The sequence below is a fragment of the Flavobacterium arsenatis genome, from assembly GCF_031456785.1.
Lineage (GTDB): Bacteria > Bacteroidota > Bacteroidia > Flavobacteriales > Flavobacteriaceae > Flavobacterium > Flavobacterium arsenatis.
Genome location: NZ_JAVDVI010000011.1, coordinates 16,992 through 42,925, shown reverse-complemented (window position 1 = coordinate 42,925; position 25,934 = coordinate 16,992). Strand labels below are relative to the sequence as shown.

Annotated in this window: 18 protein-coding genes; 12 read left to right on the top strand and 6 right to left on the bottom strand. The window is 37.2% G+C overall.

Annotated features, from left to right (window positions below; all coding sequences use genetic code 11):
• Positions 1–7 precede the first annotated feature (7 nt).
• Positions 8–1,516 (top strand): L-arabinose isomerase, encoded by a 1,509-nt coding sequence (gene araA / locus J2X31_RS12505; protein WP_310027138.1) that lies wholly within the window; start codon positions 8–10, stop codon positions 1,514–1,516.
• 105 nt (positions 1,517–1,621) lie between these two features.
• Entirely contained in the window at positions 1,622–2,707 is a 1,086-nt protein-coding gene (locus J2X31_RS12500; RefSeq protein ID WP_310027136.1) for an aldose epimerase family protein, read from the top strand.
• Between the two features lie 354 nt (positions 2,708–3,061).
• Here J2X31_RS12500 and J2X31_RS12495 read toward each other — a convergent pair whose 3' ends face one another.
• Together J2X31_RS12495 and J2X31_RS12490 are read right to left on the bottom strand one after the other, a co-directional pair.
• Positions 3,062–4,762, bottom strand: coding sequence for a sodium:solute symporter family transporter (locus J2X31_RS12495; RefSeq protein WP_310027134.1), 1,701 nt, complete (start codon positions 4,760–4,762; stop codon positions 3,062–3,064).
• A gap of 132 nt (positions 4,763–4,894) precedes the next feature.
• Entirely contained in the window at positions 4,895–7,525 is a 2,631-nt protein-coding gene (locus tag J2X31_RS12490) for a beta-glucosidase (RefSeq protein WP_310027133.1), read from the bottom strand.
• 232 nt (positions 7,526–7,757) lie between these two features.
• Between J2X31_RS12490 and J2X31_RS12485 the strand changes: the two genes are divergently transcribed.
• A complete protein-coding gene (locus J2X31_RS12485) occupies positions 7,758–8,810 on the top strand; it encodes a LacI family DNA-binding transcriptional regulator (protein ID WP_310027132.1) in 1,053 nt (350 codons plus the stop codon).
• 236 nt (positions 8,811–9,046) lie between these two features.
• Here J2X31_RS12485 and J2X31_RS12480 read toward each other — a convergent pair whose 3' ends face one another.
• Genes J2X31_RS12480 through uxaC form a run of 4 tightly spaced genes read right to left on the bottom strand, consistent with a single transcriptional unit; the run spans position 9,047 to position 13,482 of the window.
• Positions 9,047–10,348 (bottom strand): MFS transporter, encoded by a 1,302-nt coding sequence (locus J2X31_RS12480; protein WP_310027131.1) that lies wholly within the window; start codon positions 10,346–10,348, stop codon positions 9,047–9,049.
• A gap of 4 nt (positions 10,349–10,352) precedes the next feature.
• A complete protein-coding gene (locus tag J2X31_RS12475) occupies positions 10,353–11,018 on the bottom strand; it encodes a bifunctional 4-hydroxy-2-oxoglutarate aldolase/2-dehydro-3-deoxy-phosphogluconate aldolase (RefSeq protein WP_310027129.1) in 666 nt (221 codons plus the stop codon).
• A gap of 35 nt (positions 11,019–11,053) precedes the next feature.
• Entirely contained in the window at positions 11,054–12,064 is a 1,011-nt protein-coding gene (locus J2X31_RS12470; RefSeq protein WP_310027128.1) for a PfkB family carbohydrate kinase, read from the bottom strand.
• Positions 12,065–12,084: 20 nt separating this feature from the next.
• A complete protein-coding gene (gene uxaC / locus J2X31_RS12465) occupies positions 12,085–13,482 on the bottom strand; it encodes a glucuronate isomerase (protein ID WP_310027127.1) in 1,398 nt (465 codons plus the stop codon).
• Positions 13,483–13,837: 355 nt separating this feature from the next.
• Here uxaC and J2X31_RS12460 point away from each other — a divergent pair, with 355 nt between their 5' ends.
• The 9 genes from J2X31_RS12460 to xylA all read left to right on the top strand — a co-directional run bounded on the left by J2X31_RS12460 (position 13,838) and on the right by xylA (position 25,788).
• Positions 13,838–15,955, top strand: coding sequence for an alpha-glucuronidase family glycosyl hydrolase (locus tag J2X31_RS12460; protein ID WP_374725225.1), 2,118 nt, complete (start codon positions 13,838–13,840; stop codon positions 15,953–15,955).
• Positions 15,956–15,981: 26 nt separating this feature from the next.
• Positions 15,982–16,719, top strand: coding sequence for an SDR family NAD(P)-dependent oxidoreductase (locus J2X31_RS12455; protein WP_310027125.1), 738 nt, complete (start codon positions 15,982–15,984; stop codon positions 16,717–16,719).
• A gap of 26 nt (positions 16,720–16,745) precedes the next feature.
• On the top strand, positions 16,746–17,906 hold the full coding sequence (gene uxuA / locus J2X31_RS12450) for a mannonate dehydratase (RefSeq protein ID WP_310027243.1): 1,161 nt from the start codon (positions 16,746–16,748) through the stop codon (positions 17,904–17,906).
• A 41-nt stretch (positions 17,907–17,947) separates the two neighbouring features.
• Positions 17,948–19,066, top strand: a complete 1,119-nt coding sequence (locus J2X31_RS12445; RefSeq protein ID WP_310027124.1) for an endo-1,4-beta-xylanase — start codon at positions 17,948–17,950, stop codon at positions 19,064–19,066.
• 289 nt (positions 19,067–19,355) lie between these two features.
• On the top strand, positions 19,356–20,789 hold the full coding sequence (locus tag J2X31_RS12440; RefSeq protein WP_310027123.1) for an MFS transporter: 1,434 nt from the start codon (positions 19,356–19,358) through the stop codon (positions 20,787–20,789).
• Between the two features lie 20 nt (positions 20,790–20,809).
• Complete coding sequence (locus tag J2X31_RS12435; RefSeq protein ID WP_310027122.1) at positions 20,810–21,844, top strand: glycoside hydrolase family 43 protein; 1,035 nt, start codon at positions 20,810–20,812, stop codon at positions 21,842–21,844.
• 113 nt (positions 21,845–21,957) lie between these two features.
• Positions 21,958–22,968, top strand: coding sequence for a GntR family transcriptional regulator (locus J2X31_RS12430; protein WP_310027121.1), 1,011 nt, complete (start codon positions 21,958–21,960; stop codon positions 22,966–22,968).
• Positions 22,969–24,462 carry a xylulokinase gene (locus tag J2X31_RS12425; RefSeq protein WP_310027120.1) on the top strand — a complete coding sequence of 498 codons (1,494 nt, stop codon included), beginning with the start codon at positions 22,969–22,971 and terminating at the stop codon, positions 24,460–24,462. It begins immediately after the preceding gene.
• The gene (xylA, locus tag J2X31_RS12420; protein ID WP_310027119.1) at positions 24,463–25,788 is read left to right on the top strand and encodes a xylose isomerase; all 1,326 of its coding nucleotides are present in this window, start codon (positions 24,463–24,465) and stop codon (positions 25,786–25,788) included.
• Positions 25,789–25,934: the final 146 nt, after the last annotated feature.

Sequence of the window (25,934 nt, the reverse complement as noted above, 5' to 3'; positions counted from 1 at the left end):
ATATAAAATGATAGATATTACCGCAAAAGAAGTTTGGTTTGTAACGGGAAGCCAACATTTATATGGCGAAGAAACCTTAAAACAGGTAGCCATAAATTCAGAAGAAATAGTAAAAAACCTTGATGCTTCAAGCCATATTCCAGTGAAAATGGTTTACAAAGGTGTTTTAAAAAGTTCAGACGAAGTGGAACAATTGATGCAGGAAGCCAATTTCGAAAAAAACTGCATTGGAATTGTAGCTTGGATGCATACTTTTTCGCCTGCCAAAATGTGGATCCGAGGTTTAAGCTTATTGAAGAAACCTTTGTGCCATTTGCATACACAATTCAACGCCGAAATTCCGTGGCAAACCATCAATATGGATTTTATGAACCTGAACCAATCGGCTCATGGCGATAGGGAATTTGGCTTTATGATGAGTAGGATGCGAAAAAAACGCAAGGTAGTTGTCGGACATTGGAAGGCTGACAAAGTGCAGCAAAAACTCGGAATCTGGACGCGTGTGGCTTTGGCTTGGGACGATCTGCAAGGAGCAAAATTTGCCCGAATTGGCGATAATATGCGTGAAGTTGCCGTAACCGAAGGCGATAAGGTAGAAGCCCAAATGCGTTTTGGATTTTCCGTAAACGGTTATGATTCTTCGGATGTTGTAAAACACATCAAGCAAGTTTCGGACCAGCAGGTTCAGGATTTGATGGCGGTTTATGAAGCGTCTTACAACTTAACTTCTTCGCTGAAAGAAGGAGGTTCGATGCGAGAGTCTTTGGCGGAAGCCGCAAAAATTGAATTGGGATTGAGGGCCTTTTTAGAAGAAGGAAATTTTAAAGGATTTACAGATACATTCGAAAATCTTGGCGAGTTGAGACAGTTGCCAGGAATTGCAACCCAACGTTTGATGGCTGATGGATATGGTTTTGGAGGCGAAGGCGATTGGAAAACCGCGGCATTGTTGAGAGCCGTGAAAGTAATGAATGTAGGTCTTGAAGGCGGAACTTCATTCATGGAAGATTATACCTATCATTTCACAGACGACAAATCCTATGTTTTGGGTTCCCATATGTTGGAAATTTGTCCTTCGATTGCGGCAGGAAAACCTTCCTGCGAAGTTCATCCGCTTGGAATAGGTGGTAAGGAAGATCCTGTTCGTTTGGTGTTCAATTCCCCAGCCGGAAATGCCATCAATGCTTCTTTGATTGATATGGGAAATCGTTTCAGGCTGTTGGTCAACGAAGTAGAAGCCGTCGAGCCGATGCAGGATTTGCCAAACCTTCCCGTTGCACGAGTACTTTGGGATGCAAAACCTGATCTTGAAACGGCTGCAACAGCATGGATTTTGGCAGGTGGAGCTCATCATACTATATATAGTCAGGCCATAACTACCGAATATATGGAAGATTTTGCCGATATTGCAGGCATAGAATTACTGGTGATGGACGACAAAACCAACATCAGGGATTTCAAGGATAAAATCAATGCCAATGAAGTATATTATCATTTGTTTCAGCATAAAATGTAATTCAAAATAAATAATATCATGGGTAGAAAATATAAATATGGTTTTTGTCTTATGCTAAGCTGTATGCTGTTTTTCAGTTGCAAAGACGATAAAAAAGTAGAAAAAATGACAACAGAGAACACGACTCAAAAAGGGTCTATCGAAAAAGCAGAATATGCCACAACTCCTGAAGGGGTGAAAATTGAGAAATATACGTTAGAAAACACTAACGGAATGAAAGTAGAAGTCATCACTTTTGGCGGAATCATCACTTCGCTGACAGCTCCAGATAAAAATGGAAAGTATGAAGACGTGGTGTTGAGTTATACCACCCCAGAAGATTATTTTGAAGGAAATCCATACTTTTTTGGTGCAATAATCGGAAGATTTGGCAACCGAATTGCGAAAGGACAATTTTCGCTTGACGGAAAAAAACACCAATTAACAATTAACGATGGTCCGAACCAGTTGCATGGCGGAAAAGGTTTTGATAAGGTTGTTTGGACAGCTACTCCAGTTGAAGATGCTGAACATCCAACCCTGAAACTTTCTTACACCAGCAAAGATGGGGAAGAAGGCTATCCTGGAACGCTGACCACTATTGTCACTTACACTTTGACAGCAGATAATGCTCTCGAAATTGCTTACGAAGCCACAACCGATCAAAAAACGATTGTGAACTTGACACAGCATTCTTATTTTAATCTTTCGGCAAATTTCAGCAACACAATTCTAGACCATGAATTGATGATGAAAGCTGGAAAAATGCTTCCTGTTGATGCAACTTTAATTCCAACTGGAGAATTAAAATCAGTCGCTGGAACGCCATTCGATTTTACGAAAGCAAAAGAAATAGGGAAAGATATCAATGCAAAAGATGATCAGTTGGAAAAAGGTTTGGGATATGATCATTGCTGGGTTTTTGAAGACCAAAGTAAAAGATTGAAAGAAGTGGCGACGTTATACCATAAAACTTCTGGACGTTTTATGCAGGTTTATACCGATCAGCCTGGAATTCAGTTCTACAGTGGTAATTTCCTTGACGGAAAAAAAGCTAGTAAAACAGGCGGAAATTATGAAAAACGTACCGGTTTATGCCTGGAAACACAGCATTTTCCTGATGCTCCAAACCATCCTGAATTTCCTTCGGTTGTGTTGAATCCCGGAGAAAAATATACGACGAAAACTACTTATAAATTTTCTGTGAAATAATTTATAAAAGAGATAAAAGACAAAAGCCGGTTCACTTTGAAAGTGCAACCGGCTTTTTATTTGGGGCAAAATTTTTATATGTAATTTCGAACAAATTACACTAATTTTCACGAATGGATTGGTAAAAAAATTGTGCTGTATTAGCTTTTATTTGGTCATTTGAATGTGTCGCCTTTTCAGGGCTGAAACTAACGTGATCTATATTTATATTCATAGGGTTTCGCCCTATGCTAAAGATATTTAGCCCTTTCAGGGCTGAATTGAGTTAACTCTTTTGTCTCATAATTTTGACACGAATTGCACAAATTTCCACGAATTGATTGGTGGAAATTCGTGAAATTCGTGTCGATTACCTTACCAGAATTTCACATACAAAGCCATTACCAAAAGTACAGTGATCACAATCAAAACCATAGTGGAAGGCTCAACTTTGAACATACTTTTATCGAGTTCAAACGCTTTAGGGTTGATTTTTGGTCCAGCCAAACTCATCAAGATCATAACCAACATCGTGAAGGCGAAAGCCAGTCCCATACAAATCAGAAACGGAATTTCGAAGCCACCTTTTCCGTTTGGAAATGCGGTATAAATCCAAGTCTCGTTTCCGAAAACCGCTGGAGCATAATTATTGAAGAATACCGAAAGCAAGAAACCTGTCAGCATTCCGACGATTGCTGCAGCACCAGTCGTACGCTTCCAAAACATTCCCAGAATAAACATTGCAAAAACGCCCGGACTAATGAAACCAGTGTATTTTTGGATGAAAGTAAAACCACCTTCACCACCAATTCCCAGTAAATCTTTCCAAGTCAATAAAACGGAAAGTGCCATAGCCACCAAGATGGTCAAACGGCCAATGTTGACCATTTTCTTTTCGCTTGCACCTTTGTTGATGTATTTTTTATAAATATCTAATGTAAAAATTGTCGAGATACTATTCGCTTTTCCAGCAAGTGATGCCACAATTGCAGCCGTCAAAGCCGCCAAGGAAAGTCCTTTTAAACCTGATGGAAGAAATCCTAAAATAGCGGAATAAGCATTATCAGCATTGAAACTTCCTCCTGGAGCCATTTCGGCTTGCAAAGCACCATCTTGATACAAAACATAAGCGGCAATTCCGGGAAGCATCACGATAATTGGCATTCCTAATTTGATGAATCCAGCAAAAAGAATTCCGGTTCTGGCGGTTTTTAAATCAGCACCAAGGGCTCTTTGGGTGATGTATTGGTTGCAACCCCAATAGTTTAAGTTCACAATCCATTGGCCTGCAAAATACATCGCAATTCCCGGAAGCATCAAATATTTATTGATATCGGCTTGAGAAGCTCCAGGTCCCGGCTTGTCCAATATCATCTTGAAATGATCAGGTGCTTGTTTCATCATTGTGGTAAACCCGGCTAGAACGTCGTGTCCTAAACCAAAGCGTTCGCTAACCATCGTCAAGGCGATGTAGGTGGTTGCCAAACCTCCAATAATTAAAACCACAACCTGAATAACATCTGTAAAACCAATCACTTTCATACCGCCAAGTGTAATTACCAAAGCAAAAATGGCCATCAAAACGATGATGATATGAAAATAACCTCCACCGGCAATATTGTCGATTGCCAAAGCCCCAAGAAATAGGATAGAAGTAAGGTTTACAAAAACATATAAAAACAACCAAAAAATGGCCATAATCAAACTCACGGTTTCGTTGTATCGCGTTTGAAGGAACTGTGGCATCGTGAAAATTTTGTTTTTTAAATACACAGGTATAAACCAAACGGCAATAATAATTAAAGCTATTGCAGCTATCCATTCATAAGCAGCAACTGCAATACCAACCACAAAACCATTACCACTCATTCCAATAAACTGCTCTGCAGATATGTTTGAAGCGATCAAAGAGGCTCCAATGGCCCACCAAGTCAAAGAACCTTCTGCAAGGAAGAAATCTTTGGTTTCCGATTCTCCTTTATTCTTTTTCCGACTATAGATCCAATAACCATAACCGGCTACCAGAAAAAAGTAAACAATAAAAATAATGTAATCAATGCTTGAAAATTTGCTCATGATGTTAAAATGGTTAGTTTTAATAGATAGTTAAAAGATTTTTTTCTCTGCAAATATTTGATGACTATATCGATTTCTTAATAAGTGTCAAAATAACACTAATTATTTTTTAAAAACAAAAAAGTATAGAATTTAATTAATTTGAATCATTTTGGTAATCAAGTTTCCATTGGTTTTGTTGGCTTCGTCGGGCTGATTTCCTCCAATGGCAATTTTGATGTTTCCACTAAACTGTTCGTATTTTCCTTCGGATGTAGTGTAGGAAAGATCTTGAGGCGTTAACTTGAAAGTTACTGTCTTGGTTTCGCCTGCCTTCAAATGAATTCTTTCAAAACCTTTTAAAGCTTTTAGTGGAGCTTTTATCGAATTATCTTGATTGATGATATACAATTGGGCAACTTCATCTCCTGCCATTTTTCCTGTATTGGTAATTTTTACTTCAACCAAAACATCTTTTCCTTTTGTAATTTTAGAAGGAATTTTTACTTCTTCGTATTTGAAAGTAGAATAGCTTAAGCCATAACCAAACCCGTAAAGCGGTTTTCCATTGAAATAGCGATAGGTTCGGTTGTCCATTTTGTAGTCTTCAAAAGGAGGAAGATCGGCATCGCTTTTATAGAACGTTACAGGAAGTCGTCCCGCAGGATTGTAATCGCCAAATAAAATATCGGCTACAGCCGTACCAGCCGATTGGCCACCATACCAAGAATTTAGAATGGCATCAACATTCTCGGCTTCCCACGGGGTTGCAATTGCACTACCAGTCATCATTACAAAAACGACTGGTTTTCCGGTACTTTTCAATTTTTTCATTAATTCGGTTTGAACAGCAGGAAGTAGGATTGAAGTTCGGTCGCCACCTTCAAACCCTGGAAAATTCACAGGCATTTCTTCGCCTTCTAATTGTGGAGAAATTCCGCCTACGAAAACAAACGCATCAACATCTTTTAGTCTGGAAATCATTGTATTGAAATCGGTTTTTACAAAATTTCCAGCATTCAAGGCAACATTGGCTTTTCCTTCGCCTTGCCAATATTCCACTACCAAGTTGTATTTTTTTCCTTTCTGAGTTTCGAGCAAATAGGTTTTTTCGCCCCAACGGTTTTTCGACCAAGCATCCAAAACTTGCTTTCCGTCGATGAAAAAGCGATATCCATCATCGGCATTTAACTCGAAAGTAATGGAACCGTTTTCAGCAGCTGTAAAATTGGTAGTGTATCTTGCCGAAAAATTATTGGCTTTTATATTTCCAATTACAACTTCGCCTTCTTGCCAAAGGTTATTTATTTTATTTTCAATTCGAACGGCTTCGGGTTTTCCTTCAAGATTTTTGTTATTGAAATATTCGGCTTTAAAGCCAAATTTTCCTTCGTAAGCATATTGATTTTTTAGATTAGCATATACCAAAAGTGTATCGTTCGTGAAATTGATTGCTTTTTCATAAACCACTTCCGTATCGTTACCCACTTTATCCTTGATTCCTTTTAAAACTGTACTTAATTCAGAGGGAATACCATTGTAGTTTCCTAAAATCGAGATAGCATTATCTGCATTTGGTCCTAAAACAGCAATCTTTTTCAACTTTTTATTTAAAGGTAAAATGTTGTTTTCGTTCTTGAGCAAAACCATCGATTGTTGAGCCATTTTCAAGGCGTGTTCCTTGTGAGGTGCACTTTCTAAAACCGATTCAGGAGTTTGAGCATATTTTACGATGGAAACAGGATCAAACATTCCCAATCGGAAACGGATCATAAAAAGGCGTTTTACAGAAACATCGATTTGCTTTTCTGTAATTAGTCCTTTTTTTACGGCTTCAACCAAGGATTTGTAGGCATCCGTTCCGCAATCAATGTCAGTTCCATGATGAACGGCATCTGCGGAAGCGGAAGCCGCATCAGGATGCGTCTTGTGGTTTTTAAAGAAGTCGTCAATGGCCCAACAATCGGAAGTTACATAGCCAGTAAATCCCCATTGTTTTCGCAGAATATCGTTCATCAAGATGTCGCTTGCACAACAAGGTTCGGTTCGGAAAGCGTTATAGGCACACATCACACCGGCAACATCCGACTTGGTAATTAATTTTTCGAAAGCTGGAAGATAGGTATCCCATAGTTCATAAGGCGTTGCATCTGCATCAAAAGTGTGACGCAAAGGTTCTGGACCGCTGTGAACGGCATAATGTTTTGCACAAGCTGCCGCTTTTAGGTATTTAGGATCATCGCCTTGAAGACCTCTAACGAAAAAATCCCCCAATTCTGCCGTCAGAAAAGGATCTTCTCCATATGTTTCCTGACCACGACCCCAACGAGGATCACGAAAAATATTGATATTTGGCGTCCAATAAGTCAAACCAAGATAACGTTCGTTTGTTCTTCCTAAAGCAACTGCTTTGTTATAAATTGCTCTTCCTTCTAAAGAGGAATAATCGGCCATTTTAAAAAGTGAATTCTTGTCGAAAGTGGCAGCCATTGCTATTGCCTGAGGGAAAACGGTTGTCTTGAATGGTGTTCTTGCTACACCGTGAAGGGTTTCATTCCACCAATCATAGGCAGGAATTCCAAGTCTTGTGATAGCTGGAGAAGAGTTAAGCATTTGAGCTACTTTTTCCTCCAGTGTGAGTTGAGCAACAAGATTATCTACACGTTCTTCGAAAGTAAGGTTGTAATCTTGGAAAGGATATTTTTTATTGTCTTTTTGGGCAATACATTGAAAGCAAATTAAGATTATGATAACGATTTTCCATAAGATATTTGTAGAATTCATATATATACTTTTTTCAGGATTTATATTTTATTTGTAGTGTTTATAAACTGCAGATAGCGATATTTTAAGTTTATTTAAAAATATAATGCAACCGATTGTGTAAAGAAATAAAAAATAATTTAATTTTAATGAATTAAATAAAAAAATGAGTGTTAAAAATAGCAGATCAGCAAAAATAATTTGTAATAGTTTATAATCAAAAAATGTATATTTGTTAAATATTAATAGATTCATGCAAGAAAAAAAGGACGTTACTATATATGATATTGCAGAGCGATTGAGTTTGGCCACTTCAACTATTTCCAGAGCTTTGAAAGATCATCCGAGTATAAGTGATAAAACGATTAAAAAGGTAAAAAAGGCGGCTGAAGAAATGGGTTTTCGTCCCAATACTTTGGCGGCTGGTTTAAGAGGAAATCAAACCAAAATTATTGGGGTTTTGGTTACTCGAATCAACCGACCTTTTATTTCTTCCTTGATTAGCGGAATTGAGGAAACGGCTCAAAAAGCGGGTTATAGCGTTATGATTACCCAAAGCCATGATTCCTATACGGACGAAGTGAATTTGTCTAAAGCCTTGTATGATAGTAGAGTATGTGGTATAATTTGCTCTTTAGCCATGGAAACTCGTGATACTTCTCATTTTCAAAAATTTATTGAAAAGAATATTCCATTGGTTTTTGTAGATAGGGTTCCGAAGGATTTCAATACCTATCGTGTCATGATCGATAATTATTCGGCAGGATACAAAGCAACCAAGCACTTGATTGAACAAGGTTGCAAACGAATCGCTCATATCACGGGATCTTTGCATCGAAATACATACAGCGAACGAAAAAGAGGTTATGTTGATGCTTTGTTAGAATCAAATTTACCCGTAGATGAAAGTTTAATTGTTGATTCCAGCGGATTGACTTTTGAAGAAGGCGAAATGATTAGTAATACCTTTTTTGATTTTCCGAATCCGCCCGATGGCATTTTTGCTTCGAATGATACTGCTGCAGTTGGAGCCATTCAAGCTGCCAAAAAAAGAGGCTTAAAAATTCCACAAGACATTGCCATAATTGGTTTTAACGACGATCCTATTGCTTCAATTATAGATCCGGGACTTTCGACCATTTCGCATCCTGCTGTAAAAATGGGACAGACATCTGCCAAGAAAATCATCAACCATTTGAAATCGTTACGCAACAACGCCAATGCATCCAACAAGGATAATATTACAGAAGTTACGTTTTTGAATACAGAAGTTGTGGCACGAGAATCATCTAAAAAAGAGCTTTAAATTTATACACTATAAAAAAAGACACAAATTGCACTAATTAATTTGTAAAAATTAGTGCAATTTGTGTTTAGTCTTTTTGAAATACTCGTGTCCTAGACCCTATTATAGGCATTAAGTTAGGATATAAACAGTCAGTTTTGTCTTTCCGAGGAACGAGGAATCCCATTTCAAAATCCACAATATGGAGCTACTTATGAGATTCCTCGTTCCTCGGAAGGACAACAAAACGGACAAGCTTAAAGTTCAATTTTTTTCATTTTTGGAACCAAGAAATGCATTACCAGCCAAGCCACAACGTAGGCTCCACCACAAATACAGAACATAATGAAATAGCCCGTTTCTATTTTTCCTATTTTGGTATAATAGACGAACATATTTTTTTGTACCAACCAAGTCAATAAAACCCCTCCAAAAGTTCCGAACATTCCGCCAATTCCGGTTACAGACGCTGTGGCTTTCTTCGGAAACATATCCGAAACGGTTGTAAAAATATTGGCACTCCAGGCTTGATGAGCTGCAGCTGCAAGTCCGATGACAGATATTGCCAACCACATATTGATTGTTCCTAAATATTGCGAGAAAACAACCGGTAAAACCAAAGTGGCAAAAAACAGCATGCTCATTTTTCGTGCTTTATAGGCAGGCCAGTTTCTATTGATTAAATTCATTGGCAACCAACCACCAAAAACGCTTCCAACACTTGCCATGGTGTAAACCAAAGCCGATGGCCAAATGACTTGGGTAACTGGTAAATTATATTCTTTCATTAAAAAATCGGGCAACCAGAAAAGATAAAACCACCAAACGGGATCGGTTAAAAATTTCCCGATGGCAAAAGCCCAAGTTTGGGGAAACGACAATAATTTCATCCATGAAACCTTTTCCTGATTGGTTTCTACTTCGGCATCTGCATTGATGTATTCGAGTTCTGCAATGGAAAGTTTCTTTTGTTTTTCGGGAGTTTCAAAGAAATAAAACCAAAAAATAAGCCATACAAAACCAATAGCACCAGTTAGGATAAAAGCCCATTGCCAACCCCAGGTTATGGCAATAAACGGAACGGTTAGCGGCACAAGTATCGACCCGATATTACTTCCAGAATTGAAAACACCTGTTGCCAAAGCACGTTCTTTCTGCGGAAACCATTCGGCTGTAGCCTTTATTGCTGCAGGAAAATTTCCGGCTTCAGTAATTCCTAAAAATATTCTAGCAAAAATAAAACCCAAAGTTCCAGTAGCAAAAGCATGCAGCATTGCGGCAAGACTCCAAAGTCCGGTTGCAATTGCATAGCCAATTTTGGTTCCGAATTTATCGATGAATCCACCTGCAAAAAGCATCCCGATTGCATAAGATAATTTGAAAGCAATTTCAATATTGGAGTAATCCCGAACTTCTTGTTCTGCAGACCAATTGAAAGCTTCGGCTAAAAACGGCTTTAAGTAGCTGATCACATTTCGGTCTAGATAATTAATCGTTGTGGCAAAGAAAACCAAGCTGCAAATGGTCCACCTGTAATTTCCAATTTTGGGATTGCTCATAATATTACTTTATTTTTTGAATGATTTCGATAACTTCCTTTACTTTCTGTGTAAGTGTTTCGTATTTACTATTGGCGATGATGTCATTGCTTATTAATTTTGAGCCAATTCCAACACAAGTAGCACCGGCATCAAACCACGATTTTAAACTTTCTTCGGTAGTGTCAACACCACCTGTTGGCATAATTTTCGTCCACGGTTGTGGTGCTTTTGCCGCTTTGATGAAGTTGGGGCCATAGATTTCTCCGGGAAATAATTTTACAATTTCACAGCCCATTTCTTCAGCTTTCGCAATTTCTGTTAATGAACCACATCCTGGCGACCAAAGTACTTTTTTACGATTGCAAACGATCGCGATATCTTCCCTGAAAACAGGTGTCACAATGAATTGAGCTCCAATATTCAAATAATTGGAGGCAGTTCCAGCATCTGTTATTGAGCCAACTCCAAGTATCATTTCTGGACATTCCTTACTGCAATATTTACTTAATTCGGCAAAAACTTCTTGAGCAAATAAACCTCTGTGGGTAAATTCCAGGAGTCGTGCTCCACCGTCATAGCAAGCTTTTATTACTTTTTTGGCAACTTCTGCATCCGGATGGTAAAAAAGTGGCACAAGTCCTGTTTTTTCCATCGTTAAAGCCACTTCAATTCTTGAAAATGTTTTCATTTATATTTTTTTATAAAAGGTGTAAAATCTATTAATTATCGAACAACACGTCCTGAACCGTCGCCATTCATCAGTTTTTCGACTTCGGCAACTGTCGCTAAATTCGCATCGCCATAAATGGTGTGCTTCAAGCACGATGCAGCAACGGCAAATTCCAAGGTTTTTTGATCGTCAAAATGGTGTAAACCGTAAATCAAAGCTCCCATAAAACTATCTCCAGCTCCAATTCGATCTACTATATAATTGATTTCGTATGTTTTTGAGGTTAGGATATTTTTCCCATCATATAAAATTGCCGACCACGTATTTTGAGAAGCACTGCTGTCAACCCTATTGGTTATGGCTATTTTTTTTGCTTTCGGAAATCTTTCTGATAGTTTTTTACAAAGCGACAAATGGAAATCAGCTTCAGAATTTCCTTCAGGAACAATATTGAAATATTGTTGAGAAGCATAATCTCCAGCCAGAACTACATCACAAAGAGCGACCATTTTTTCCATTATTTCGCCAGGCGATTTGCCGTAATTCCAAAGATTTTGGCGGTAATTGAAGTCGGTTGAAATAGTTAAACCTAATTCATTAGCTTTTTCAATTGCTTCCAGACACACATCAGCAGTATCTTGCGAAATTCCAGCCGTAATGCCTGACCAATGGAACCATCCCGCATCTTCAAAAACCTCTTCCCAATTGATCATTCCTTTTTTTAATGTAGAAAAAGACGAAAAAGCACGATCATAAACTACTTTACTACCCCGCATTGCAGCTCCTTTTTCAAGAAAATAAATCGCCAATCGGTCGCCACCTTTAACGATGAAATCAGTTCCAACATCTAGTTTCTTTATTTGGCTCAAGACCGAAAGTCCAATGTCATTATCTGGAATTCGTGTCACAAATTCGGCTTGCATTCCAAATTGAACGAGTGAAGTCGCCACATTGAGCTCGCTTCCGCCATAATCTGCATTGAAGTTTGAGCTTTGTGAAAACCTTAAATACTCTGGTGTTGAAAGTCGTAGAAGGACTTCGCCAAATGTGATAACTTTTTTCAATTTTGCTTTTTTATTTTCCATTAAAAATTAAAATAGGCTTTTGCATTGTTGTAGCAAATATCTTGAACTATTTTTCCAATCCACTCCATATCATTTGGTAATTCGCTGTTTTTTATGTCATTACCTAGAATATTACATAAGACTCTACGGTAATATTCATGTCTCGGAAACGACAGAAAACTTCGACTATCCGTTAGCATTCCGAGTGACGTACTCAAAAGTCCCATATTCGAAAGCGAGTTGATTTGTTTGGTAATGCCATCTTTTTGATCCAAAAACCACCAAGCGGCACCAAATTGTACTTTTCCTTTGATTCCGTCTTCGCTGAAATTTCCCGCCATTGTAGCAAAGACATCATTGTCTGCCGGATTTGAATTGTAAATTATAGTTTTAGGAAGCAATCCTTTTTCATTTAATCTATTCAGAAAACCTGCTAATTGTTCGGCTTGTTTGAAATCGCCAATGCTGTCAACACCTGCATTTACACCAACGGTTTTCAACAACAATTTATTGGTATCCCTGATTGGCCCCAAATGCAACTGCATTGTCCAGTTTTTTTCGGCATAAAATGTTCCTAAATAAACCAAAATTGCAGATTTGAACTTTATAATGTCATCTTTAGATAAAGAATCATTCTGTAATCTTTTCTTCAGAATTCCATTGATTTCAATTTCTGTAAAATCAACATCATAAAGATGAGAAAGTCCGTGATCGGATAATTTACAGCCGATTGATGCAAAATAATCAATCCTATTTTGAATGGCATTTAAAAAGGATTCCAAATCATTTATTTGATAACCAATTACTTCCGAAAGACTTCGAAGGTAATCATTAAAGGTTTCACTATCAATATTTATGAGTTTGTCAGGTCTGAAAGTAGGTAAGACTTTCGTTTGAAAATCAGATTTTGCAAGTTGAGAATGGTGTTTCAAATCATCCAACGGATCATCTGTCGTGCAAAGTAATTCTACATTTTGTTTTTTTAATAAACCTTGGGTAGAAAATTCAGGCTGTTGCAAAAGCTCATTACACTTATTATAAATGGTTGAAGCAGTATCAGCATTAAGCAACGTCTCAATATTGAAATAACGCTTGAGTTCCAGATGAGACCAATGAAATAAAGGATTTCTCAAAGTATAAGGAACAGTTTCAGCCCATTTTTGAAACTTTTCAGCATCCGAGCTTTTTCCTGTAATATAATGTTCGGCAATTCCCAAATTCCGCATCGCTCTCCATTTGTAATGATCGCCATCTAGCCAAAGTTTCGTAATATTTTTGAAGCTTTTGTTTTCGGCAATTTCATTTGGAGGCAAATGATTATGATAATCTATAATAGGAAGCTCTTTAGCAAATTGATGGTAAAGTTCTTTAGCATATTCAGTTTCTAACAAGAAGTTTTGGTCAATAAAACTGTTCATTAATTTATTGGATATTTCGTTTATATTTTTTTAAGGTTGATTGCAGAGTTTTATTGAAAAACATTTTTTTTCTGATGAAAAAGTAAAGATTTAATTTTCAAATTAGCTAAAAAATAAAAAAAATCTACATTTAATTTTTTTCTTAAAACACAATGCTATACTTTTACGCAACCGATTGCAAATATAAAATAAAAAATATTCTGTACTTGATAAAATGCAATGTTTTTACTTTAAAATTATTAAATGTGCTTTTTATATCGGGAATTAATAACGTATCAAAAAAAATAAACCATAATTTCATCATCTTATGATTTCTCCAAAAAAACTTTTTATACTACCTATAGTTGCTTTGCTGATGATTCCTTTTGATTCATTTTCTCAAAGAGATTACAAATTATGGTTGCAATATGAAAAGAAAAATAATCCAGAACTGGTTAGAGAATATTCTTCAAAAATTTCAGGAATTGTTTCGTTGGAAAATTCAGAATCATCAAAGGTTGCATTAAAGGAATTGGAAGTTGGATTGAATGACATGCTTGGAAAAAAAATACCCGTTCAATCAAAAATAGAAGGGGAGAATTTGCTGGTTTTTGGTTCAAAATTGTCTTTAGATGCTGAAATTCAGAAAAAACTATCAAAAGATTTTGAAGCAATCAACAAGGATGGATTTATCATCAAAACTATTTCCCATAAAAATAAAAAACACATTGTAATTACAGGAAAAAATGATATTGCTGTTTTATATGGCGTTTTCAGTTTCCTACGATTGGTGCAAACCAACAAATCAATTGATAATTTAAATATTGTTGATTCTCCAAAAACAAACATCCGAATCTTGAACCATTGGGACAACTTGGATGGAACTGTTGAGCGAGGTTATGCTGGTGCATCGCTTTGGAATTGGCAGAAATTGCCTGAATTTATCGATCAACGTTATATCGATTATGCAAGAGCAAATGCTTCAATTGGCATCAACGGAACGGTTTTGACCAATGTAAATGCCAATGCTTTAATCCTAACGCCACTTTATCTTGAAAAAGTAGAGGCTTTAGCCAATGTTTTCAGGCCCTACGGAATTAAAGTTTATTTGACCGCTCGTTTTTCGGCACCAATTGAAATTGGAGGATTAAAAACTGCCGATCCGAAAGATGCAACCGTAATCAATTGGTGGAAAGAGAAATCGAAAGAAATCTACAAACGCATTCCAGATTTTGGTGGTTTTTTGGTTAAAGCAAATTCAGAAGGACAACCTGGACCTCAAAATTATGGAAGGGATCACGTTGATGGTGCAAATATGTTGGCCGATGCCGTAGCTCCTTTTGGTGGAGTCGTGATGTGGAGGGCTTTTGTTTATTCAGAACACGATGCAAGTGATAGGGCAAAACAGGCTTATTCAGAATTTGTTCCGTATGACGGAAGATTTAAGGATAACGTAATTGTTCAAGTAAAAAACGGTGCGATTGATTTCCAACCAAGAGAACCTTTCCATCCGATGTTTGGTGCAATGCCGAAAACGCCGTTGATGATGGAGTTTCAAATCACACAGGAATACCTCGGGTTTAGTACACATTTGGTTTTTCTTCCAAAATTATTTCAAGAAGTTTTAGAAGCTGATACGTATCAAAAAGGAAAAGGTTCAACCGTTGCAAAAGTGGTCGATGGAAGTTTGGATAATCATAAACTGACCGGAATTGCTGGTGTTTCTAACATAGGAAGTGACATTAATTGGACAGGTCATCCTTTTGCTCAAGCCAATTGGTACGGCTTCGGAAGACTGGCTTGGGATCCGTATTTAGATGCAGAAACAATTGCCGACGAATGGATCAGATCAACTTTCTCAAACGATGAAAATTTCATCAAACCCGTAAAGGAAATGATGATGGATTCGCGTGAAACGGCTGTAAATTATATGACTCCACTTGGTTTGCACCACATCATGGATACAGGTCATCATTATGGTCCCGGACCTTGGGTTAGCGATTTAGGAAGACCTGATTGGAATCCTGTTTATTATCACAAGGCGGATAAAAACGGAATTGGCTTCGACAGATCCAAAACAGGAAGTAATGCGACTTCACAATATGCTCCAGAAGTTGCCAAAATGTATGACAATCTTGCCACTTGTCCAGAAAAAGATTTGCTGTGGTTCCATCATGTTTCATGGGATTACAAACTAAAAAATGGCAGGACACTTTGGGATGGAATGGCTTTAAAATACCAACAAGGTGTTGATCAAGTAGAAGAAATGGTCAAGACTTGGAATGCAACCGAAAAATATGTTGACACTGAACGTTTTAAAGAAGTTCAGATGCTACTGCAAATACAATTAAAAGAAGCAAAATGGTGGCGCGATGCCTGTTTGCTCTATTTTCAACAGTATTCTGGAAAGCAATTGCCAGAAGGTGTTGAAAAACCTACACAAACGTTGGAACATTTCAAATCGTTGAAGTTTCCATTTGCCCCAGGAAATTAATAAAAACAAAAACAAAGAAGAAGAAAATGAGTACGAAAACTGCAATTGTAACCGGAGGAAATTCTGGTTTAGGTTTTGCAACAGCAAAAAAATTATGCGATAATGGAGTGAAAACCTACATCATCGGAAGATCAAAAGAGAAAACAGAAGACGCTTGTAAGGAAATTGGCGAAAATGCCATTCCTGTTATTTTTGACTTGAATGACCTTGACGGAATTCCAGCAATGATTGCTACAATTACCCAAAACGGTCCTGTTGATATCTTGGTAAACAATGCCGGAATCAACTTGAAGAAGGAGTTTTTGGAAGTTTCCAATGAAGAATTTATGTCAATTGTTCACACCAATGTTTTGAGTGTTTTTGCTGTTAGCAAAGCAGTGGTTCAAAATATGAAAGAGAATAAAGGTGGAAATATCGTGAACATTAGTTCGATGGCTTCACAATACGGATTGCCGAAAGTAATTGCTTATTCTGCAAGTAAAGGTGCGATTGAAGCGATGACAAGAGCTATGGCGGTTGAATTGGCACAATTTGGTATCCGAATCAATTGTGTGGCTCCAGGATTTATCAAAACCAAAATGTCGGCTACGGCTTTGGACAGCGATCCAGAACGAAAAAATAAAGTATTGGGAAGAACTCCGATGGGAATCTTGGGCGATCCGTCTGATATTGCAGATGCCGTTTATTATTTTGCTTCAAGCGAATCTAAATTTACAACTGGAACCATTTTGCCTGTCGATGGCGGAAACAGCATCGGTTTTTAATCTAAAAATTATTTGTTATGATAAAAATGCAACAAACCATGAGGTGGTTTGGACCTCAAGATACAGTTAGTTTACTCGATATTCGACAAGCTGGTGCAACGGGAGTTGTAACGGCTTTGCACCAAATTCCTGTTGGAGAAGTTTGGCCTGTTGAAGCCATCCAAGAAAGACAGCAAATTGTTCGCGAAGCAGGAATGGAGTGGACAGTGGTAGAAAGTCTTCCGGTTCACGAGGAAATCAAACGTGCTACAGGGAATTACAAGCAATATATTGAAAATTACAAGATTAGCTTAAAGAATTTGTCTGATTGTGGCATCAAAGTGATTACGTATAATTTTATGCCAATCCTTGACTGGGTAAGGACGCATCACGATTATGCCAATCAAGATGGAAGCAAAGCTTTGCTATACAATCAGGATGCTTTTACCTATTTTGAATTGCATTTGCTGAAACGACCAAATGCTGAAAATGATTATACAGATGCTCAAAAAACGAGTGCTTTGGAATTTGGAAGTACACTTTCTGAAGACGATAAAAAACTGCTTTTCAAGAATGTATTACTCGGTTTGCCAGGAAGTAAAATCAATTTTACGGCTGAACAAATCCTTTCATTATTAGATGATTATAAACATATTGATAACACCAAATTAAGAGAAAACCTGGTTTATTTCCTTTCAGAAGTGGCTCCAGTTGCCGAAGAATTAGGTTCAAAATTAGCCATTCATCCAGATGATCCGCCGTTTTCGGTTTTGGGACTTCCTAGAATTGTTTCGACGGAGGAAGACATCAAGGTTATTTTTGATGCTGTTCCGCAAAAAGCCAACGGTTTGTGTTATTGCACAGGTTCTTTGGGGGCCAATCCTAAAAATAATTTGGAACGTGTGATCGAGGAACACGGCGACAGAATCCATTTCTTGCATTTGCGAAATGTAATCCGTGAAAACGACAGTGTTTTCAGGGAATCCGAACATTTGAATGGCGATAACAATATGGAAGCCATTATGGAAAAATTGATTCTTTTGATGAAGAAAAGAGACATCAGTTTGCCAATGCGACCGGATCATGGTTTTCTTCACGCCATCGAAGAAGGAATCGAGCAATATCCTGGTTATTCGTTAGTCGGAAGGCTGAAAGGCCTTGCTGAATTGAGAGGATTGGAAATGGGAATAGGGTATAAGTTACAGTAAATTAAGTTTTCTATTAAACCAATAACCAAAATATAATAAGTATGAAGTTAGTAAAATTAAATGTGATGCTTGTGGCTGTTATTCTGATGGCAAGTTGCAACAGCAAGAAAGAAGAAGTGCAAGAAACACCAACTTTGAAAAGCGTCTTTAAAGATGATTTTTATATTGGAGCAGCCATAAATATAGATCAAATTGAAGCAAAAAATGCTCAAGAAGATTCGATAATCGTCAAGGAATTCAATAGTGTTACGGCAGAAAACATTATGAAATCGATGTTTGTTCAACCTGAAAAAGGCAAGTATGATTTCAGCTTGACGGATAAATTCGTGGCCTATGGCGAAAAACACGATATGTTCATTCACGGACACACTTTGATTTGGCACAGCCAATTGGCTCCTTGGATGGAGAAAATCAAGGATAGTTCGGAGATGAAAGCTTTTATGCAGGACCATATCAATACGGTTGTGACCAAATATAAAGGAAGAATTGATTCTTGGGATGTTGTAAACGAAGCTTTGAACGATGATGGAACTTTAAGAGAATCCGTTTTCTTGAAAACTCTTGGTGAAGGTTATCTTACAGATGCTTTCAAATTGGCTGAAAAAGCCGATCCGAATGTTGATTTGTATTACAACGATTATAATATGTGTTTGCCTGCAAAAAGAGATGGAGCGATTAGATTGGTCAAAAAAATCAAGGAAAACGGAGGGAAAGTAGATGGCATCGGAATGCAAGGCCATTGGAAATTGACAACACCAACCCTCGAAGAGATTGAAAAAAGTATCCTGGCTTATTCAGCATTAGGAGTAAAAGTTGCTATTACAGAATTGGATATTACGGTGTTGAAAAATCCATGGGAAGTTCAAGGTGCCGATGTGAATCAAAGCTTTGAAGGAAGTGCCGAAATGAATCCGTATCCAGAAAGCCTTCCGGATTCTATCCAAGATCAATTGGCAAAGCGATATGAATCGATTTTCAAATTGTTTTTGAAGCATAAGGATAAAATCAGCAGGGTAACTTTTTGGGGGTTTCATGATGGACAATCGTGGTTGAATGATTGGCCAATAAAAGGAAGAACCAACTACCCATTACTTTTTGATGATAAATTACAACCTAAAAAAGCCTATTTTGGGTTGATAGAAATTAAGGAAGCGAAATAACACACTAGCTTTTTTCAACCCGTTGAATGTATTGATATTCAACGGGTTTTATTTTTAATATCATTTTCTTAAACATTTGTTTATAAAATTTTAAATAATAAATCCTCAAAATATAACTTGTTTGATATTTTTTTATATTTTTACGCAACCGATTGTTTTTTGAGGTATTCTCAATTGCATAACAGTATTATTGATGATGCTAAAAAAATAATAGGATAAAAAAGCAATAGGAATAATTTCTAAATTGCTAAAAAATATAAATTCAACTCAAATAAACCACAATAGCATAATGAATTCAACTTCACAAAAGTTATCCATCAAAGAAAAAATCGGCTACAGCCTTGGGGATTTAGCGGCAAATTTAGTGTTTCAAACCTTGATGACCTATTTGGCCTATTTCTATACCGATATCTATGGATTGTCACCTACACATTCTTCGATAATCATGTTGACGGTTGGATTGATTGCTGCATTCCTTTTCAACCCAATTGTGGGTGTTTTGGCTGATAGAACAATTTCGAAATGGGGAAAATTTAGACCATGGATTCTCTGGACAGCAATTCCACTTGGGGTTATTGCATTGTTGGCATTTACGACTCCAGATTTTTCATACAAAGGAAAAGTAATTTATGCTGTCATAACCTATACTTTACTATTGTTGTTATATGCCGCTAATAATTTACCATATTCAGCATTAAGTGGTGTTATTACTGGTGATATGAGCGAACGAAACAGTTTGTCTTCTTATCGATTCGTTGCAGTAATGTTTGCCCAGTTTTTTGTACAAGTCTTCATGTTAGGAATCATCAAAAGTGCTGGAGATGGTGACAAGGCAATTGGTATCGAAAAAGTAATGACCGTCTTGGCGATTTTAGGAACCATTATGCTTTTGATTACCTTTTTTACAACAAAAGAAAGAATTGTCCCAAAACCAGAACAAAGATCAAGTATTAAAGAAGATTTAGCAGATCTTAAAAAAAATACACCTTGGCTAATAATGTTGGCACTTACGACATTGGTTTTTATAACCTTAGCGATGAAAGGTGGAGCTTATGTATATTATTTCGAAAATTATGTCGATAAGAATGAAATGGCACTTTTCATAAGTCCGATTTTGGATTTCCTTTCAAGTATTGGATTGAATCAATTTGGCGAAGATCCGATATCAGCTGGATTTGGTTTGTTTAATGCCGGTGGAATCATCTTCATGATTGTTGGCATCACATTGTCGAAAAAATTAGCCGATAAATATGGGAAGCGAAATGTTTTTGGTTTCTTCCTGTTTATTTCTACACTGTTTATCATGGCGTTTTACTTTTTTCCATCAAAAGCCGTAAATCTGATTTTTATGTCGCAGATTTTACATGGTTTTTTCTACGGCATCACTATTCCGCTACTTTGGGCTATGATTGCCGATGTGGCCGATTATTCAGAATGGCTCAACAATCGTCGTGCTACAGCGATTATCTTTTCGGCAATGATGGTCGGATTAAAGGCAGGATTAAGCATTGGAGGAGCAATAACAACATCCATTTTAGGGTTTTATGAATACATTCCTAATTCAATAGTCCAAACAGATGTTGCCATAAACGGTATCAAATTATTGGTCAGCATTTTTCCATCCATTCCTTTTTTAGTTGGAGTAGGACTCTTGTTTTTCTATAAGATCAACAAGGAAATGGAAGTCAAGATTGAAGCCGATTTGAAATTTAGAAGAATTTAATAGTATAAAAATAAATTGATATGCCAGAAGAAAGTATCGAGAAGATTGACTTTAGCACGTTAGATGAAAAAGCGATTTCACAACCCTTGGTGAAACATATTTACACGGCAGATCCATCTGCACATGTGTTCAACGGAAAAATCTACATCTATCCTTCACATGATGTTGATGCTGGAATTCCGTTTGATGATGATGGAGGACATTTTGGAATGGAAGACTACCATGTTTTTTCAATGGATACTATTGAGGATAAAGAGGCCAAGGACAACGGACTAGCTTTGCATGTAAAGGATGTAAAATGGGCCGAAAAGCAAATGTGGGCTCCAGATGCAGCTCATAAAGACGGGAAATATTATTTGTATTTTCCAGCAAAGCGTCCGGATGGAATTTTCCAAATTGGAGTTGCCGTAAGCGATTCTCCGGTTGGACCATTTTTTCCGGAACCAGAAGCCATCAAAGGAAGTTATACAATTGATCCTGCTGTTTTTGAAGACGAAGATGGTAAATATTATATGTATTTTGGCGGAATTTGGGGCGGACAACTTCAAAAATATAGAAAAAATAAATTTGCCAAGGAGAATGAGGAACCTTCAGCAAATGAAGTTGCTTTAGGACCAATTATGGCGTTACTTTCTGATGATATGAAGGAATTTGCCGAAGAACCAAAAGAACTCAAGATTTTGGATGAAAATGGCAACGAACTTTTGGCAGGAGATAACGATCGTCGTTTCTTTGAAGCTTCTTGGATGCACAAGTACAACGGAAAATATTATTTCTCCTATTCAACTGGCGACACGCATTTTATTTGTTATGCAATTGGGGATAATCCTTATGGTCCGTTTATTTATCAAGGCAGGATTTTAAATCCAGTTATTGGATGGACTTCGCATCATTCGATTTGTGAAGTAGAAGGTGAGTGGTACTTGTTTTATCATGATTCGAGCCTTTCAAAAGGGGTGACGCATTTAAGATCTATTAAAGTGGCGAAAATCAACTATCATGAAGATGGTTCAATCGAGACCTTGGATCCTTATAGTGACTACAGAGTTCTTTAATTAAGACTTTAACTATCAAAATTTTAACGAAAATAAATTAACATTGAAATTTTTTAAATAAAATTTTCAAATAAGATAAAAATAACTATTTTAGCATACCAGAACAGAACAGTATGTCGGTTAACACTAATGCAGATTTTAGCTTCAACATCAATCACGAAAGCGATGTCCCAAAATACCAGCAATTGGTAAACGGAATCAATAATGCGATTGCCAAGAAAATCTTGGAAAAAGGAGATCCGCTACCTTCTGTAAATACCATCTGTAAAAACAATCAGTTGTCTAGGGATACGGTTTTCAAAGCCTATTCCATTTTGAAAGACCAACACGTGATTGATTCTGTTCCAAATAAAGGTTATTATGTTGCCGGAGAAACCCGGAAAGTTCTTTTGTTTTTGGATACATTCAAGGCTTATAAAGAAGTATTGTATCATTCGTTTGTGAACAATTTGCCATCGAATATTATTACCGATGTACAATTCCATCATTATAACATCGATAATTTCAAAACCATTATAAACAATAGTGTTGGGAAGTATTACAAATATGTGATCATGAACTTTGACAATAAAGAAATTCCGGCTGCATTGGCAGGTATTGACAAAGATAAATTGTTGTTGATTGACTGGAACATCCATTCGAAAGCCAAGCATAATTTTGTTTGTCAGGATTTTGGAGTAGCCTTTTACAATTGTTTGGTTGAAGCTTTATACGCCTTTAAAAAATACGAAGAAGTAATTTTTATCTACCCGAATTACACGAATCATCCAAAGGAAACATTGGAGTTTTTTAAGAAATTTTGTGCGGATCATCAGGTAAAATATAAGGTTGTGATTAACCCTGCTGATTTTGAAATTCAAAAAGGAAAAGCCTATATCAGTGTGAGTGACAGGATTTTGGGTAATTTCTTGGAGCAATGCCGGGATAAAAACATGGAACCTGGGAAAGACGTTGGTTTTTTATCGTATAACGAAACACCAATGAAAAAATTTATATACAAAGGAATTTCAGTAGTTTCTACTGATTTCAAGGAACTTGGAACAAAAGCAGCATTGTTCGTTTCTCGTGAAGAGCCGGTTCAGAGTTATGTTGCAACAAATTTAATTTTAAGAGAATCTTTATAAATGAACTATTACATCGGATATGATATCGGAAGTTCCTCTGTCAAGGTAGCCTTGGTAGAAGCCGAAACAGGCAAAAAAATAATTGTCTTGCATGAACCGCAAAGCGAAATGGAAATCGTTTCCCTGCATTCGGATTGGGCGGAACAGAATCCTGAAATTTGGTGGGAACATATTTGTGTAGCCACGAAAAGGGCCATTCGCGAAGCCAATATCGACGCTTCAAAAATTGCCGGAATTGGTATATCCTATCAAATGCATGGATTGGTTATTGTTGACGAAAAATGCAACCCATTGCGTAACGCTATCATTTGGTGCGATAGTAGGGCTGTTGAAACAGGTGACAAGGCATTTGAAGAATTGACAAAGGAAAAATGTATGACACACTTGTTGAATTCGCCTGGAAATTTCACCGCTTCAAAACTGAAATGGGTAAAAGAAAACGAGCCAGATGTTTACAATAAGATTTACAAATACATGCTTCCGGGAGATTATATCGCTTATAAATTGACAGGCGATATCAGGACCACAAAAAATGGTTTGTCAGAAGGAATGCTTTGGGATTACAAGGAGAATAAGGTTGCCAATTGGTTGCTGGATTATTACGGAATCGATCAATCGTTGACGCCAACCATTGTTGAGAATTTTACGAATCAGGGTTTGTTAAACGAACAAGCTTCAAAAGAATCTGGGCTTCCTGTGGGAATTCCAGTTGTTTATAGAGCCGGAGATCAACCGAACAACGCATTGTCGTTGAATGTTTTAAATCCGGGCGAAGTTGCAGCAACAGGTGGAACTTCGGGCGTTTTTTATGCGGTAAGCGAAATGTCGGCTGGAAATAACAGTACGAGAGTGAACAATTTCGTACATGTAAATTATGAAGTTGAAAACCCTAGGATTGGAAAGCTTCTAAATATCAACGGAGCCGGAATCCAATACCGATGGTTGCGTAATAATATGGGAAATGAAACCTACGAAACCATGAACCGTAAAGCTTCTAAAATAGCGATTGGTTCGGATGGAGTAGTGGTGTTGCCTTTTGGAAACGGTGCCGAACGTATGTTTAACAATAAAAACATCGGAACCCATTTCTTGAATTTGAACTTGAATATTCACAACAGTTCGCATTTGTTCAGGGCTTCTTTGGAGGGAATTGCCTTTTCATTTGTTTATGGAATGGAATGTTTGAAAGAGGACAATGCTACAATCAATGTGATCCGTGCTGGAAATGACAATTTGTTCAGATCGGAAATTTTTTCAAATACAGTTGCTACATTAATTGGGCACGAAATTGAAATCTATAATACAACAGGAGCGGTTGGAGCTGCAAGAGCGGTTGGTTTAACCGATGGAGATTTTGAAAAATTTGGCTCAAGCATCACGACCAACGATCACGTTATGACCTTTTTACCTTTGAAAAACAAGGAACCTTACGAAAAGGCCTATCAAAAATGGAAATCAGAATTGGAATTAATATTAACACAAAAAAATAATTAAATGATCACTTTGGGAAATAAAGAATACTATAAAGGTATCGGTCAGATTAAATTTGAAGGTAAGGAATCTGACAATCCTTTGGCTTTCAAATACTATAATCCAGAACAAGTTGTGGCTGGAAAAACAATGCGTGAACATTTCCGTTTTGCAATTGCCTATTGGCACACGTTCTGTGGTCAAGGTAGCGATCCGTTCGGACCTGGAACACAAAATTTTGCTTGGGACCAATCTTCGGATCCACTTCAGGCAGCGAAAGATAAGGCCGATGCAGCTTTTGAATTCATTAGCAAAATGGGATTTGATTATTTCTGTTTCCACGATTATGATTTGATTGCCGAAGGGCCAACTTTCGCAGAATCTGAAAAGCGTTTGGCTGCAATCACGGAATATTTGAAGCAGAAAAAAGCGGAATCTGGAATTAAATTGCTTTGGGGGACTTCAAACTGTTTCTCAAATCCAAGATTTATGAACGGTGCTGCAACAAACCCAGATTTCAATGTTGTGGCAAGAGCTGGAGGTCAGGTGAAATTGGCTTTGGATGCAACTATTGCTTTAGACGGTGAAAACTATGTGTTTTGGGGAGGTCGCGAAGGATATATGTCTTTGCTAAACACAGATATGGGAAGAGAATTGGATAATATGGCTAGATTTTTAACGATGTCTAGAGATTATGCAAGAGCTCAAGGTTTTAAAGGAACTTTCTTTATCGAGCCAAAACCAATGGAACCTTCAAAACACCAATATGATTTCGATTCGGCAACTGCAATCGGTTTCTTGAGAGAATATGGTTTGGATAAAGATTTCAAAATCAATATCGAAGTGAACCATGCAACTTTGGCCCAACACACATTCCAACATGAAATTGAAGTTGCTGCAAAAGCAGGAATGTTAGGAAGTATTGATGCTAACAGAGGTGATTATCAGAATGGTTGGGACACAGATCAGTTTCCAAACAACATTCAGGAAACTACCGAAGCAATGTTGGTTTTCCTAAAAGCTGGCGGTTTACAAGGTGGTGGAGTGAATTTTGATGCAAAAATCAGAAGAAACTCAACCGATTTGGAAGACGTTTTCTTGGCACACATTGGTGGAGCCGATACTTTCGCAAGAGCATTGTTGATTGCTGATAAAATCATCACATCTTCTCCTTATGAAAGATTGAGAAAAGAAAGATACAGCTCTTTTGATTCTGGAAAAGGAAAGGATTTCGCCGATGGTAAATTAGATCTTTCAGACTTGTACAACATTGCACATGAAAATGGAGAATTGAAATTGCAAAGTGGCAAACAGGAATTGTTCGAAAACATCATCAACCAATATATATAATTGGTTTTGATTTATAAAAATTAGTTGTTTTTGTGAATTTTGTTCTTAGTTTATTGATTCATTTTTTCTAAGAATAATTTAAAACTATAGCCGTTGGAAAAGGTTAGTTTCTAACGGCTATTTTTAATCGAAATTCGATTTTAGCG

What these genes read in the sequence shown, in the direction of transcription:
- J2X31_RS12435 (WP_310027122.1), top strand. Translation starts at nt 20,810, where the DNA reads ATGCCAGAAGAAAGTATCGAGAAGATTGACTTTAGCACGTTAGATGAA.
- xylA (WP_310027119.1), top strand. Translation starts at nt 24,463, where the DNA reads ATGATCACTTTGGGAAATAAAGAATACTATAAAGGTATCGGTCAGATT.
- J2X31_RS12485 (WP_310027132.1), top strand. Translation starts at nt 7,758, where the DNA reads ATGCAAGAAAAAAAGGACGTTACTATATATGATATTGCAGAGCGATTG.
- J2X31_RS12500 (WP_310027136.1), top strand. Translation starts at nt 1,622, where the DNA reads ATGACAACAGAGAACACGACTCAAAAAGGGTCTATCGAAAAAGCAGAA.
- uxuA (WP_310027243.1), top strand. Translation starts at nt 16,746, where the DNA reads ATGCAACAAACCATGAGGTGGTTTGGACCTCAAGATACAGTTAGTTTA.
- araA (WP_310027138.1), top strand. Translation starts at nt 8, where the DNA reads ATGATAGATATTACCGCAAAAGAAGTTTGGTTTGTAACGGGAAGCCAA.
- J2X31_RS12445 (WP_310027124.1), top strand. Translation starts at nt 17,948, where the DNA reads ATGAAGTTAGTAAAATTAAATGTGATGCTTGTGGCTGTTATTCTGATG.
- J2X31_RS12475 (WP_310027129.1), bottom strand. Translation starts at nt 11,018, where the DNA reads ATGAAAACATTTTCAAGAATTGAAGTGGCTTTAACGATGGAAAAAACA.
- J2X31_RS12430 (WP_310027121.1), top strand. Translation starts at nt 21,958, where the DNA reads ATGTCGGTTAACACTAATGCAGATTTTAGCTTCAACATCAATCACGAA.
- J2X31_RS12460 (WP_374725225.1), top strand. Translation starts at nt 13,838, where the DNA reads ATGATTCCTTTTGATTCATTTTCTCAAAGAGATTACAAATTATGGTTG.
- J2X31_RS12455 (WP_310027125.1), top strand. Translation starts at nt 15,982, where the DNA reads ATGAGTACGAAAACTGCAATTGTAACCGGAGGAAATTCTGGTTTAGGT.
- J2X31_RS12425 (WP_310027120.1), top strand. Translation starts at nt 22,969, where the DNA reads ATGAACTATTACATCGGATATGATATCGGAAGTTCCTCTGTCAAGGTA.
- uxaC (WP_310027127.1), bottom strand. Translation starts at nt 13,482, where the DNA reads ATGAACAGTTTTATTGACCAAAACTTCTTGTTAGAAACTGAATATGCT.
- J2X31_RS12490 (WP_310027133.1), bottom strand. Translation starts at nt 7,525, where the DNA reads ATGAATTCTACAAATATCTTATGGAAAATCGTTATCATAATCTTAATT.
- J2X31_RS12495 (WP_310027134.1), bottom strand. Translation starts at nt 4,762, where the DNA reads ATGAGCAAATTTTCAAGCATTGATTACATTATTTTTATTGTTTACTTT.
- J2X31_RS12440 (WP_310027123.1), top strand. Translation starts at nt 19,356, where the DNA reads ATGAATTCAACTTCACAAAAGTTATCCATCAAAGAAAAAATCGGCTAC.
- J2X31_RS12480 (WP_310027131.1), bottom strand. Translation starts at nt 10,348, where the DNA reads ATGAGCAATCCCAAAATTGGAAATTACAGGTGGACCATTTGCAGCTTG.